The sequence below is a fragment of the Pseudomonas defluvii genome (assembly GCF_001695625.1).
GTDB classification, from domain to species: Bacteria; Pseudomonadota; Gammaproteobacteria; order Pseudomonadales; family Pseudomonadaceae; genus Aquipseudomonas; species Aquipseudomonas defluvii.
In genome coordinates, this window is sequence record NZ_MBPN01000061.1 from 19,690 (window position 1) to 31,881 (window position 12,192).

The 12,192-nt window shown below is 61.1% G+C and carries 13 protein-coding genes; 6 read left to right on the plus strand and 7 right to left on the minus strand.

The annotated features are described in order from the left end of the window. Positions 1 to 110: 110 nt before the first annotated feature. Entirely contained in the window at positions 111 to 998 is an 888-nt protein-coding gene (htpX, locus tag EKA13_RS16785) for a protease HtpX (RefSeq protein ID WP_065760469.1), read from the plus strand. A 379-nt stretch (positions 999 to 1,377) separates the two neighbouring features. On the opposite strand, the gene EKA13_RS16790 is transcribed toward htpX, so the two are convergent. Then, positions 1,378 to 2,028, minus strand: coding sequence for a thiopurine S-methyltransferase (locus EKA13_RS16790; RefSeq protein WP_065760470.1), 651 nt, complete (start codon positions 2,026 to 2,028; stop codon positions 1,378 to 1,380). Positions 2,029 to 2,130: 102 nt separating this feature from the next. Here EKA13_RS16790 and EKA13_RS16795 point away from each other — a divergent pair, with 102 nt between their 5' ends. Next, positions 2,131 to 2,898, plus strand: a complete 768-nt coding sequence (locus EKA13_RS16795; RefSeq protein WP_065760471.1) for a DODA-type extradiol aromatic ring-opening family dioxygenase — start codon at positions 2,131 to 2,133, stop codon at positions 2,896 to 2,898. 67 nt (positions 2,899 to 2,965) lie between these two features. Here the strand turns inward: EKA13_RS16795 and EKA13_RS16800 are convergent, their stop codons facing one another. Next, positions 2,966 to 4,630, minus strand: a complete 1,665-nt coding sequence (locus EKA13_RS16800) for a DEAD/DEAH box helicase (protein WP_065760472.1) — start codon at positions 4,628 to 4,630, stop codon at positions 2,966 to 2,968. 343 nt (positions 4,631 to 4,973) lie between these two features. Further along, positions 4,974 to 5,729 carry a spermidine synthase gene (locus tag EKA13_RS16810; protein ID WP_065760473.1) on the minus strand — a complete coding sequence of 252 codons (756 nt, stop codon included), beginning with the start codon at positions 5,727 to 5,729 and terminating at the stop codon, positions 4,974 to 4,976. 133 nt (positions 5,730 to 5,862) lie between these two features. On the opposite strand from EKA13_RS16810, the gene EKA13_RS16815 reads away from it, so the two are divergent. Continuing rightward, entirely contained in the window at positions 5,863 to 7,209 is a 1,347-nt protein-coding gene (locus EKA13_RS16815; protein ID WP_065760474.1) for a class II 3-deoxy-7-phosphoheptulonate synthase, read from the plus strand. 90 nt (positions 7,210 to 7,299) lie between these two features. Here EKA13_RS16815 and EKA13_RS16820 read toward each other — a convergent pair whose 3' ends face one another. Further along, the gene (locus tag EKA13_RS16820; protein ID WP_065760475.1) at positions 7,300 to 8,049 is read right to left on the minus strand and encodes a sulfite exporter TauE/SafE family protein; all 750 of its coding nucleotides are present in this window, start codon (positions 8,047 to 8,049) and stop codon (positions 7,300 to 7,302) included. 110 nt (positions 8,050 to 8,159) lie between these two features. Between EKA13_RS16820 and EKA13_RS16825 the strand changes: the two genes are divergently transcribed. After that, positions 8,160 to 9,116, plus strand: coding sequence for a LysR family transcriptional regulator (locus EKA13_RS16825; protein ID WP_065760476.1), 957 nt, complete (start codon positions 8,160 to 8,162; stop codon positions 9,114 to 9,116). Between the two features lie 71 nt (positions 9,117 to 9,187). On the opposite strand, the gene efp is transcribed toward EKA13_RS16825, so the two are convergent. Next, complete coding sequence (gene efp, locus EKA13_RS16830) at positions 9,188 to 9,757, minus strand: elongation factor P (RefSeq protein WP_065760477.1); 570 nt, start codon at positions 9,755 to 9,757, stop codon at positions 9,188 to 9,190. A 48-nt stretch (positions 9,758 to 9,805) separates the two neighbouring features. Next, positions 9,806 to 10,939 carry an elongation factor P maturation arginine rhamnosyltransferase EarP gene (earP, locus tag EKA13_RS16835; protein WP_065760478.1) on the minus strand — a complete coding sequence of 378 codons (1,134 nt, stop codon included), beginning with the start codon at positions 10,937 to 10,939 and terminating at the stop codon, positions 9,806 to 9,808. A 137-nt stretch (positions 10,940 to 11,076) separates the two neighbouring features. Between earP and EKA13_RS16840 the strand changes: the two genes are divergently transcribed. Both EKA13_RS16840 and EKA13_RS16845 read left to right on the plus strand, forming a co-directional pair. Beyond that, positions 11,077 to 11,478: a hypothetical protein gene (locus tag EKA13_RS16840; protein WP_065760479.1), complete on the plus strand. Its 402-nt coding sequence runs from the start codon at positions 11,077 to 11,079 to the stop codon at positions 11,476 to 11,478. Position 11,479: 1 nt separating this feature from the next. Next, positions 11,480 to 11,962, plus strand: a complete 483-nt coding sequence (locus tag EKA13_RS16845; protein WP_065760480.1) for a GreA/GreB family elongation factor — start codon at positions 11,480 to 11,482, stop codon at positions 11,960 to 11,962. Here EKA13_RS16845 and EKA13_RS16850 read toward each other — a convergent pair. Continuing rightward, the coding region (locus EKA13_RS16850; protein WP_245704352.1) for a LysR substrate-binding domain-containing protein at positions 11,956 to 12,192 on the minus strand (237 nt) is incomplete at its 5' end. The genes EKA13_RS16845 and EKA13_RS16850 overlap by 7 nt on opposite strands.

Consider the following 12,192-nt stretch of genomic DNA (forward strand, 5'->3'; position numbering starts at 1 on the left):
CACGCGGGTAAGTACACAGTTTGAAATAGTCCCCCGGTTGAATCAGCGGGGCGGGCACCTTATATACCCGCATACGCTACATTTTTATCCGTCAGGAGAACGTAACAACCATGATGCGCATCTTGCTGTTTGTGGCCACCAACCTCGCGGTTGTGCTGATTGCCAGCATTACCCTGAGTCTGTTTGGCTTCAACGGGTTCATGGCAGCCAACGGGGTTGACCTCAACCTCAATCAACTGCTGATTTTCTGTGCTGTGTTCGGCTTCGCCGGCTCGCTGTTCTCGCTGTTCATCTCCAAGTGGATGGCGAAGATGAGCACCGGCACGCAGATCATCAGCCAGCCGCGCACGCGTCACGAGCAATGGCTGCTCCAGACTGTTGAAGAGCTCTCCCGCGAAGCCGGTATCAAGATGCCGGAAGTGGGTATTTTCCCTGCCTACGAGGCCAACGCCTTCGCGACCGGCTGGAACCGCAATGACGCCCTGGTAGCGGTCAGCCAAGGCCTGCTGGAACGCTTCTCACCCGACGAAGTACGCGCAGTGCTGGCCCACGAGATCGGCCACGTTGCCAACGGCGACATGGTTACCCTCGCGCTCATCCAGGGCGTGGTCAACACCTTCGTGATGTTCTTTGCCCGCATCATCGGTAACTTTGTCGACAAGGTAATCTTCAAGAACGAAGAAGGCCAAGGTATTGCCTACTACGTTGCGACCATCGTCGCCGAACTGGTACTGGGCATTCTCGCCAGCATGATCGTCATGTGGTTCTCGCGTAAACGCGAATACCGCGCTGACGAAGCCGGTGCCCGCCTCGCCGGCACCAACGCCATGATTGGCGCCCTGCAGCGCCTGCGTTCGGAACAGGGCGTACCGGTGCACATGCCTGACACCCTGAATGCCTTCGGCATCAATGGCGGCCTCAAGCATGGCCTGGCTGGCCTGCTGATGAGCCACCCACCGCTGGAAGACCGTATCGACGCCCTGCGCCGCCACGGCTGACCGTTACGCAACAGACAAAAGGGCGACTCAGGTCGCCCTTTTTTTGTGTGCAGAACGCTGCATTTCCTGTGGGATGCAGGCGTGCCTGCGATGGCGTCGGTGGGGTGTCCGTGAGTTCGCGGCGTCTTCATCGCGGGCAAGCCCGGCTCCTACAGGTTACGCGGGTTCTTTTGGAGCTGGCTTGCCTGCGATGGCGTCAGTGGGGTGCCTGTGAGTTCGCGGCGTTTGCATCGCGGGCAAGCCCGGCTCCTACAGGCTGCATTAGCAGGCGTGCCTGTGATGGCGTCGGTGGGGTGCCCGTGAGGGCGCGGCGCCTGCATCGCGGGCAAGCCCGGCTCCTACAGCCTGCGATGGCGTCAGCGGGGTGTCTGGCCTGTGGTCAGCGCTCGAGCCGATACACATGCTCCAACAAGCCCGCGCTTCCCGCTGCCTGGAACTTTGGGCTCTCAGCGAGAATGTCCCGCGTCTCTTCAAGGGTAACCCGCCACCCTGCGTACAGGGTACGGACTTCTGCCTCAAGTACGGCAAAGGGCGGCCCGTCGATCGTTGATTGATCGTAGTCCAGTGTGATCAACAGCCCCTTGGCGTGTGCCGCCAGCAACGCTTGCAGGTGGCTGGCATAGCGCTGGCGCATCGGTGCGGGCAAGGCAATCAGGGCTGCACGGTCATACAGGGCCGAGCAATCGCCAACATCTTCGGCGGTCAGGGCAAAGATATCGCCACACCAGAGCTCAAGCCCCTCGCACTGGTAAACCTTGAAAGCGCCACGTCGAGATACCTGCGGATGCAACTGATGCTCGCTGAAAAACGCCTCTACCGCACGCTCGGACAACTCAATACCCTGCACCCGCAATCCCTGCCCGGCCAACCAGAACAGATCAAGGCTCTTGCCACACAAGGGCACCAGCACCTTGTCGCCCGCCATCAAGCCGAGGCTGGGCCAGTGTCGCTGCAGGTAAGGATTGACCTGATCCAAGTGAAAACCGATCTGATTACGCGCCCAGCGGTCATGCCAAAATTCCGGCTGCATGAATGACTCCAAAATTTCGATCAAATGATACGAAAACTTATATTAGATTTAGATAAATGAACTGACAGAAGATAACCCCATCTTAACCTCAGGACCTCTTCCATGCTGCCCAGTCTGTTTATTTCCCACGGTTCGCCCATGCTCGCCCTGGAACCCGGCGAGAGCGGCCCTGCCCTCGCACGACTGGCAGAAGCACTGCCTCGACCCAAAGCCATCATCGTGGTCTCTGCGCACTGGGAGAGCCAGGCGTTGTGCGTGAGCAGCCACCCAAGCCCGAAAACCTGGCATGACTTTGGCGGCTTTCCACCGGCACTCTTTGCCGTTCAGTACCCTGCCCCCGGCGCACCAGCACTGGCAGCCCAGATTGTCGAGCAGCTCAAGAGCGCCGGCCTGACGGCTTCGCTCGACCCACAGCGCCCATTCGACCATGGCGCCTGGGTACCGCTGTCACTGATGTATCCACAGGCCGACATTCCGGTCGTAGAAGTGTCCCTGCCCAGCCACCTGGGCCCACAGTTACAGGAACGGGTTGGTAATGCCCTGGCTGCGCTGCGCCAGGAAAACATCCTGCTGATTGGCTCCGGCAGCATCACCCACAATCTGCGCGAGCTATCCTGGCACGCAGGCCCGGACAGCGTAGAACCCTGGGCACTGGCATTCCGCGACTGGATGGTGGAAAAGCTCGAAGCCGGTGACGATGCCGCGCTGCTGGACTATCGCCGCCAGGCACCGTTTGCGGTGCGCAACCACCCCAGCGATGAACACTTGCTGCCGCTGTACTTCGCTCGCGGCGCAGGCGAGCATTTCAGCATTGTTCACCAAGGCTTCACCCTGGGTGCATTGGGAATGGACATTTACCGCTTCGACTGAGCCATTCCCCCAGGCGACAGGCAAAAAAAATCCCCGAACCAGTCGGGGATTTTTTATGACGCGCGGATCAATCTTCGCGGTAGCGACGCAGCTTCAGCTGCTTGCCGGCAACGCGAGTGTCCTTGAGCTTGGTCAGCAGACGCTCAAGACCGTCTTCTGGCAGCTCAACCAGGCTGAAGCTGTCACGCACCTGGATGCGACCGATTGCTTCACGTGCCAGGCCACCCTCGTTGAGGATAGCGCCGAGCAGGTTCTTGGCAGCGATACCATCACGCGCACCCAGCGCGGTACGGCAACGAGCGCGACCTTCGCCCAGCGGCATTGGCGCACGACGCTCACGATCACTGCGCTCTGGACGATCACCCGCAGTACGCTCACGCGGAGTGTAGGTCGGCACCAGTGGCTGCTCACGCTCAACCGCTTCCAGGGTCAGCGCCTGACCGTTGGTTGCTTTGCGCAGCAGGGCAGCAGCCAGGGCACGTGGGCTGCAACCGATGTCGGCGGTCAGGCGGTCCAGCAGGTCGCCATGAGTCGACTCAGCGTCGGCTACCAGCGGCGCCAGGCTGTTGGTCAGCTTCTTGATACGCGCATCCAGAACAGCCTGGCCGTTCGGCAGGCGAACTTCGGCAACTTTCTGGCCCGTTACACGCTCGATAACCTGCAGCATGCGACGCTCACGCGGGGTGACCAGCAGCAGTGCACGGCCTTCACGACCTGCACGGCCAGTACGGCCAATACGGTGAACGTAAGACTCAGGATCGTACGGCATGTCAACGTTGAACACGTGAGTGATGCGCGGTACGTCCAGACCACGAGCAGCAACGTCGGTCGCGACGACGATGTCCAGACGGCCATCCTTGAGCGAGTCGATGACGCGCTCACGCTGGTTCTGGGCGATGTCGCCGTTCAGTGCTGCAGCCTTGTAGCCTTTGGCTTCCAGGGCGCTGGCCAGGTCCAGGGTCGCTTGCTTGGTACGTACGAAGGCGATCAGCGCATCGAACTCTTCAACTTCCAGCAAACGCAGGACAGCGGCTACTTTCTGGTCCGCGTGGACCATCAGGTGAGCCTGCTCGATGGCCGTTACGGTCTGGGTCTTGCTCTGGATCTTGACGTGCTTCGGATCGCGCAGGTGGCGCTCGGCGATGGCACGGATAGAAGCAGGCAAGGTCGCCGAGAACAGTACGGTCTGACGGCTTTCCGGCATGGCCTTGAAGATGACTTCCAGGTCGTCCATGAAGCCCAGCTTGAGCATTTCGTCGGCTTCGTCGAGCACCAGGTGATTGACGGTCGCCAGGACTTTCTCATCACGACGCAGGTGGTCGCAGAGACGGCCCGGGGTAGCAACGACGATTTGCGCGCCGTTACGGATTGCTTTCAATTGTGGGCCCATTGGGGCACCACCGTACACGGCCACCACGGTTACGCCCGGCATTTGCTTGGCGTAGGTTTCAAAGGCGGTGGCTACTTGCAGCGCCAACTCACGGGTTGGCGCCAGGATCAGGGCTTGCGGCTCGCGCTTGCTCGGGTCGATGCGATTCAGGATTGGCAGTGCGAAGGCAGCGGTTTTACCGGTACCTGTCTGCGCCTGGCCGATCATGTCATGACCGGCGAGAATAATCGGGATCGATTGTTGCTGAATGGCGGATGGCTCTTCGTAGCCGGTAGCCAATACAGCAGCAACAATGCTCGGATGAAGGTCGAGAGCGGCGAAGCCGCCGGTTTCCTGGGTCATGGGTCTGCCTCTAAGTGCATCCGCAAAGACCCATGCTCCAAAGCTGCGCATGCCTTGTAAGACCCACGGGTCACCCTGGCAGCTTTGTCGGCGGGGATTTGCGAAAACGATTGAAGAAAAAGGAACGTCAAGGAGAGTCCGCTGTGCGGACGCGCAGCCGAAGCTGGCTTCGGGAAATTGCACTACCTAAGACGAGGTCTAGTAAAAGACCGGCGCGTACTATACCTGAAATAGCGCTTCACGTGAGAGTTTTTTATCGAAAGATGACAGCATAGAGCGGCGCCCCGGATTACGCGCATATCGCCCCGGGGCATGGGCTGAATCGATTATTTCAGCAGCCGCCTCAACTCGCCGGGCGGATCGCTCCGATCAACGGTTGCAACGAGTAGCCCAGACGGGGTGCCAATGCATCGGCCCGAGCGACAAGGCCAGGCATGTCCAGCGTCTGCTCGAGGTCTGCCGGAACCAGCAGAATGACGTTACCCTCCTTCACCGGCAGCTCCCAATAGTGCCGATGATACAGCCCGCGCAACAACGCAGCCCCCAGCGGCTTGCCGTCATCCGCCGCCCACTGGTTGATCACCAGCCAACCGCCGGGATTGAGGCGTTTCTGGCAGTTCTCCAAAAAGCGCCAGGCCAGATGCCCCACGCTCGGCCCGTGATCGGTATACAGGTCGACGAAAATCAGGTCGGCGGTTTCGGCGGTTTCCAGCAGCTCCACCGCATCGCCCACGCGGATATACAGGCGCGGGTCGTCGTCCAGCCCCAGGTACTCAATGGCCAGGCGCGGCACATCCGGGCGCAGCTCGATCACCTCGACATCGTCCAGCGGCAGGAACTTCAGGCAGGCCTGGGTCAGGGTGCCGGCACCAAGCCCGAGGAACAAGGCACTTTCCGGCTCGGCATGGCACAACGCGCCAATCAGCATGGCACGGGTGTAGTCGTACTCCAGCCAGCTTGGATCGGCCGTGAACACGCAGCTCTGCTCTATGGCCTCACCGAACTCAAGGAAGCGGTAGTCCTCGACCTCCAGCACACTGATGGTGCCGTACTCGTCGTGAACCTGGGCCAGCAGCCGCTCTACCCGTTCCTCTGTCATCTCGTCTCCCGGCACCGATGCCTGCCCAAGCAAAACCGCCATTGTCCGCCAATGCAGGCAGTGCAACAAGGCGCCTTGCAACTGTTACCATGACCCCAGCCCTCTTTATAATCTGATAACAACCGAGTCTGCGATGAGCCAACCCTGGAGTCCTGACAGCTGGCGCGCCCTGCCGATCCAGCAACAACCGACCTACCCTGACGCGACGCACCTGCACAAGGTCGAGCAGACGCTGGCCAGTTATCCACCGCTGGTGTTTGCCGGCGAAGCCCGCGAACTGCGCCGTCAGTTCGCGGAAGTCACCGAGGGCCGCGCCTTCCTGCTGCAAGGCGGCGACTGCGCCGAAAGCTTCGCGGAGTTCTCAGCGGCAAAAATTCGCGACACTTTCAAAGTGCTCCTGCAAATGGCCATTGTCATGACCTTTGCGGCCGGCTGCCCGGTGGTGAAAGTCGGCCGAATGGCCGGACAATTTGCCAAACCCCGTTCGGCGGGCGACGAAACCATCGCCGGTGTCACCCTCCCCGCTTATCGCGGCGACATCGTCAACGGCATTGGTTTCGATGAAAAAAGCCGCGTGCCTGATCCAGAGCGCCTGCTGCAGGCCTACCACCAGTCCACTGCCAGCCTGAACCTGCTGCGCGCCTTTGCCCAGGGCGGGTTTGCCGACCTGCATCAGGTGCACAAGTGGAACCTGGACTTCATCGCTAACTCGGCCCTGGCCGAGAAGTACAGCCAACTGGCCGACCGCATCGACGAAACCCTGGCCTTCATGCGCGCCTGTGGCCTGGACAGCGCACCGCAGCTGCGCGAAACCAGTTTCTTCACCGCCCATGAAGCGCTGCTGCTCAACTACGAAGAAGCCTTCGTGCGCCGCGACAGCCTGACCAACGACTGGTACGACTGCTCGGCGCACATGCTCTGGATTGGCGACCGCACCCGCCAGCTCGACGGCGCGCATGTCGAGTTCCTGCGCGGGGTGAACAACCCCATTGGGGTCAAGGTCGGCCCAAGCATGAACACCGAGGAATTGATTCGCCTGATTGACGTGCTCAACCCGGAAAACGACCCGGGGCGCCTCAACCTGATCGTGCGCATGGGCGCGGAAAAAGTCGGCGACCACTTGCCGGCGCTGATTCGCAGCGTGGAACGTGAGGGGCGCAAGGTGCTCTGGAGTTCCGACCCCATGCACGGCAACACCATCAAGGCGAGCAGCGGCTACAAGACCCGAGACTTTGCGCAGATCCTCAGCGAGGTCAAACAGTTCTTCCAGGTACATCAGGCCGAAGGCAGCCATGCCGGCGGTATCCACATCGAGATGACCGGGCAGAACGTCACCGAGTGTATCGGCGGCGCCCGTCCGATCACCGAAGATGCACTGTCGGACCGCTACCATACCCACTGCGACCCACGCATGAACGCGGACCAGTCACTGGAGCTGGCCTTCCTGATTGCCGAAACCCTCAAGCAGGTGCGTCGCTAGACCTGTACGCGCCGACACAAACGCCAAAGCCCAAGCCACGGTCCTGACGCTCAAGGACCCTGGCTTGGGTAGCACACCGATGTGTCCGCCTCACACCTTGAACGCCAGCATCACCGCACACAACACCAGAAACCCGCAGAACAGCGAACGCAGCACCTTCTCCGGCAGGGCATGGGCCAATTTTACCCCCCAACTGATGCTGAGCAGCCCGCCCAGCGCCAAGGGAACGCCCATGCTCCAATCCACGTGCTGATGCACGCCATATGTGACCAGAGTTACCGCCGTGCTGGGCGCCGCCAACGCCAGCGAAAGGCCTTGGGCGACCACTTGAGTCGTGCCGAACACGCTGGTCAGCACCGGCGTGGCAATCACCGCACCGCCCACACCGAACAGGCCACCCACAACGCCGGCGCCACTACCCAACAGGCCCAACCACGGCCAGGGTTGGCGCAACTCGCTCGAGGGCGGCGTGCTGCGCATGAACATGCGCGCCAGGTTCCAGACCACCAGCGCGATCAGGAAACCGACAAAGCCCAGACGCATCGCGCCAGCATCCAGGCCCACGGCCCAGATCGACCCCAGCCAGGCAAAGACAAAGCCCGCTGCGGCCAGCGGCAACGCATGCTGCAAGGCAATCCGGTTGCGCTGATGGTAGCGCCACAGGGCCAACAACACGTTAGGCACCACCATCACCAACGCAGTGCCCTGTGCCAATTGCTGATCGAGGCCAAACAGCAGGCCCAGCGCAGGAATCGCGATCAAGCCGCCGCCGATGCCAAACAACCCACCCATCGTACCCAAGGCGGCGCCCAACGCGATGTACATCATCCACTCGATCATTCCGGCCCCTTGAAGGTCATCAATCGCCACATGCTACCCAGCCAGGGCTAGTAGGGAAACGCACAGCAACGCACAATGGCTATGCCAATTACGCAAAGGCGATACAGCCGATGAACCCTGATGCCCTCACCGAACAACTCAGCCTTTTCCTCGATGTTCTGGCGGCAGGCAGCTTTTCCGCGGCCTCCCGACGCCACCCGCTAACGCCGTCTGCGGTGGCCCGGCGCATCGATGCCCTGGAGGCCGCCGTAGGCAGCCGACTGTTCGTGCGCAGCACCCACGCGGTGCGTCCCACCCCAGCTGGTAACGCATTCGCCGAGCGCGCCCGGCGTATCGTTGAAGAACTGCGCCTGGCACGGGCCGAAGCCGTGTCACTGAGCAACGCGCCTGAAGGCCTGATTCGCATTGATGCGCCCGCCGCGTTCGGACGCCGTCATCTGGCGCCTGCAATCGCTGATTTCCTGGTGGCCTACCCAGGCCTGGATGTTCAACTGCGCCTGATCGACAGCTTCGTCGACTTGCATGGCGCGCACCTGGGCGAAGTCGATCTGGTGCTGCGTGCCGGGCCACTGGCCGATACCCGCCTGGTAGCGACACCCTTGGCCTACATGGTGCGCATTGCCTGCGCCAGCCCGGCCTACCTGGAACAGCGCGGTGTGCCGAGCAGCCCGCAGGAACTGCCAGAACATGATGGCCTGGACTGGGACGGCCTGGCCCCGCCGTTCGCCTGGCGTTTTGCCATCGACGGACAGATGCGCCTGCTGCGGCCCTCACGCATGCGCATGAGCGCCAACAACGCAGAAACCCTGTTGTTCGGCGCACTGGCCGGGCTGGGCATCGCCCACCTGCCGACCTGGTTGATCAGCGAGTACCTGCTACGCGGGGAGCTGCTGCCGCTGTTCTGCGACAACGGCCTGCCAGCAGCGGAAAGCAGCGGCATCTATGCCTTGCGCCTGGAGCACGAAACCAACTCCCGCAGCCGCTTGCTGCTTGAGTTCCTCAAGAGCCGCTTCAGCCCGGTACCGCCATGGGACCTGGCGTTGCGCAGTGAGCTGCGCTGGCAGTAAGCCCCCCTTTCACGGCACTGCAGACACAAAAAAACCCGGCAAAGGCCGGGTTTTTCGTGGGCGCCAGGAAATTACTTCTTGGAACGGCCCTTGAAGCTGTTGTCGCGAGTGTCGATGTCGATGAACTCGTCGATCTGGATGAAGTCAGCAACCGAGATCTCGGTACCGTTCTTCAGTTTGGCTGGCTTCATGACCTTGCCCGAAGTGTCGCCACGTGCGGCGTTTTCGGTGTACACAACCTGACGGCTGATGGTGGTCGGCAGCTCAACGGAAACCAGACGGCCTTCGAAGAATACGGCTTCGCAGATGTCTTCCATGCCTTCTTCGATGTACGGCAGAACGGCCTCGATGTCTTCGGCGTTCAGTTCGTACATGGTGTAGTCGGAGGTGTCCATGAAGGTGTAGGAGTCACCGCTGATGAACGACAGGGTCGCTTCTTTGCGATCCAGGATCACGTCGTCCAGCTTGTCGTCTGCACCGTAAACGGTTTCAGTCTTGTAGCCGGTCAGCAGGTTTTTCAGCTTGGTCTTCATGATCGCGCTGTTACGGCCCGACTTGGTGAATTCCGCTTTCTGAACCAGCCACGGGTCGTTGTCGATCCGCAGTACGGTACCGGGTTTCAGCTCTTTACCAGTTTTCATTACGAGATATCCGAATTTGGATGGATTTACAAAAATCGAGGCCGCATATCATAGCCAATTTCGGTAAAACTGTACCAGCGTCGTGGCAAGGTCCGGCTGAGCGGCCTGCGTAGCGCACCAACGCCGGGCGTGCGCATCCAGTTCCGGCCAGTGCGCAAGCAGCTGTTGCCAGGCCGGCCCCATATCACGATCCATGTTCCAGGCACGCCAGAGATCCACCAACGCGGCACTCGCCGCTGCCGACAGACCTTGGGTGTAGTGCTCCAGAAAGGCCTCGAGTTTTTCCCAGTGGGCGTACGCTTCCTGCACATAGATATGCCAGAGCAGTGGGCGCCCAGCCCACTGCGCACGGACAAACGAGTCCTCCCCGCGCACCGCATTGAAATCGCAGCACCATAACAACTGGTCGTACTCGTCCTGGCTGACAAACGGCAGGATCTGCACGGTCAGCGCACCACGGCGAGCGATGCTGCCGGGCACCAGACCTGTCTCCCCCAGCCACGCCTGCACATCACCCAGAATGCGCCCTTCGGGCACCAGCAGATGGTTGGGCCGACTGTCGGTAGCCAGGGCCTCGAGCCAACTGGCCACCCCTGGGTTTTCATAGGCAAACAATGAAATCAGCCGGGCATTGGCGTGTGGTTGCACGCCAATGCCCCGCAAAAACGCCTGACGCGCCAGCGGATCCTGCTCAAACGCCTGACGCCGCGCCAACAGGCTCGCTTCACGCAGCAGCCCGCCCGTCCTGGTGGTAAAACCCGGAAAGAAAAAAACCTTGCGCAGCCCATTGGCCTGAGGCGACGGCAACCCGTGACACCCCTCAACCCAATCCTCGGCACTGAGGTACTCAAGGTTCAACCACAGTACCGGCGTCGGGTGTTCCAGCATGGCCTGAACGTAGGCAGGCGGCAGCTGACAGCCAAAGGCTCCGATCACGACATCGGCCACCGGGGTCGGCTGCCAATCGACGGGCCACTGGCAGACCTGAACGCCCTGCTGCCACTGTTGCCCGGCAGCCGGATCAGCCTGTGGACAAATACGTACGAACGCCCCCAGATCATCCACCCACAGACGCACCGCCAGCCCCTGTTCCGTCACCAACTGCCGGGCCAGGCGCCAGGTGACGCCGATATCGCCATAGTTATCGACCACACGACAGAAGATGTCCCAGGAAGCATTCATGTGAGGCACCTCAGGTATCGGTCAGAAAAAAGCGTGGATTGTCCGGATAAATCATCGCAGACAAAAGCACCGACACTGAAAAAACCCGGAACGGCATGCGACAATTGCATTTTCCTCGCCCTGGCCAGGAGGCTGCCATGCCCTTTCGCGCAAGACGTCACGCCCTGAGCATTACCCTCAAGCCGTTTCAATTGATCATCTGCATTGCCCTGGGCCTGTGGCTGGGGTTCGCCGCCATCGCGCTGACCGTCTGGCTGGCCCTGCATTTTGCGCCGCAAGCCACCGCGCCGCTGAGCCAGGCGGTTGAAACCCTGCGCCCAGCCCCGGTACAGGCCCCACAACAACCTGCTGCGGCCGATAACCCGATGTTCGAGCGCTACAAGGAAATACTGCGCAAACAGGAAGTGCAGCAGGCCGAGGAGCAGATGGAAAGCAATCCACGTAACCTGTCCAACCCCAAGTGCCAGTTCTGGCTGCAACAGAACCGCACTGCACCAACCGATAAAAGCCGCGCCAACGTCCTGGAATTTTGCAACTGACATGAACAAGGCCGAACTGCTGCAACAGATCATCGAAAAACTGGGTATTGACCTGGAGGTTGCCCAGCGCGCGGCCCAGACCGCTTATGAAACCGCGACCCACGAAGAGAACATCGCCGAGAACAAATACGACACCCTGGGCCTGGAAGCCTCATACCTGGCCACAGGCCAGGCACGCCGCACAGAAGAAATCCGCCAGGGACGAATTGCCTACCAACAGCTCCTGCTGCGCCCCTACGACCCGGAACGCGGCATTCAGGTCAGCAACCTGGTGACCCTGGAAGCGGAAAACGGCAATCAACGGCATCTGTTCATCGGCCCTGAAGCCGCCGGCCTCACGATCACCCAGGCGCAAACCCTGATTACCGTCATCACTCCCCGCTCGCCACTGGGCCAGAGCCTGATGGGCAAGCAGGAAGGCGACGCCGTCAGCCTGGTTCTGGCCGGGGTACGCCAGGACTATGAGGTGATTGCCGTTCAGTAGTTGTTGGCCCTGGCATCAAGACAGCGTTCCAGCACCTGCAGGAACGCCTTGGCGGCCGGCGACGGCGAATTCGACCAAATCGCGTAGACATGGCGCACGGGGGCATCACTGACCGGCAAGGCCACCACCCCCTTGAAACCACGGGCAATGGGTGCGGCCACCAACCCCAGGGCCAACCCGCGCTGAACAAACTTTTCCACCAACATCACACTACCGACCTCGAACTGCAC

What these genes read in the sequence shown, in the direction of transcription:
- EKA13_RS16790 (WP_065760470.1), bottom strand. Translation starts at nt 2,028, where the DNA reads ATGCAGCCGGAATTTTGGCATGACCGCTGGGCGCGTAATCAGATCGGT.
- earP (WP_065760478.1), bottom strand. Translation starts at nt 10,939, where the DNA reads ATGAATGCTTCCTGGGACATCTTCTGTCGTGTGGTCGATAACTATGGC.
- EKA13_RS16820 (WP_065760475.1), bottom strand. Translation starts at nt 8,049, where the DNA reads ATGATCGAGTGGATGATGTACATCGCGTTGGGCGCCGCCTTGGGTACG.
- EKA13_RS16810 (WP_065760473.1), bottom strand. Translation starts at nt 5,729, where the DNA reads ATGACAGAGGAACGGGTAGAGCGGCTGCTGGCCCAGGTTCACGACGAG.
- EKA13_RS16840 (WP_065760479.1), top strand. Translation starts at nt 11,077, where the DNA reads ATGCCCTTTCGCGCAAGACGTCACGCCCTGAGCATTACCCTCAAGCCG.
- EKA13_RS16845 (WP_065760480.1), top strand. Translation starts at nt 11,480, where the DNA reads ATGAACAAGGCCGAACTGCTGCAACAGATCATCGAAAAACTGGGTATT.
- efp (WP_065760477.1), bottom strand. Translation starts at nt 9,757, where the DNA reads ATGAAAACTGGTAAAGAGCTGAAACCCGGTACCGTACTGCGGATCGAC.
- EKA13_RS16800 (WP_065760472.1), bottom strand. Translation starts at nt 4,630, where the DNA reads ATGACCCAGGAAACCGGCGGCTTCGCCGCTCTCGACCTTCATCCGAGC.
- EKA13_RS16815 (WP_065760474.1), top strand. Translation starts at nt 5,863, where the DNA reads ATGAGCCAACCCTGGAGTCCTGACAGCTGGCGCGCCCTGCCGATCCAG.
- EKA13_RS16825 (WP_065760476.1), top strand. Translation starts at nt 8,160, where the DNA reads ATGAACCCTGATGCCCTCACCGAACAACTCAGCCTTTTCCTCGATGTT.
- EKA13_RS16795 (WP_065760471.1), top strand. Translation starts at nt 2,131, where the DNA reads ATGCTGCCCAGTCTGTTTATTTCCCACGGTTCGCCCATGCTCGCCCTG.
- htpX (WP_065760469.1), top strand. Translation starts at nt 111, where the DNA reads ATGATGCGCATCTTGCTGTTTGTGGCCACCAACCTCGCGGTTGTGCTG.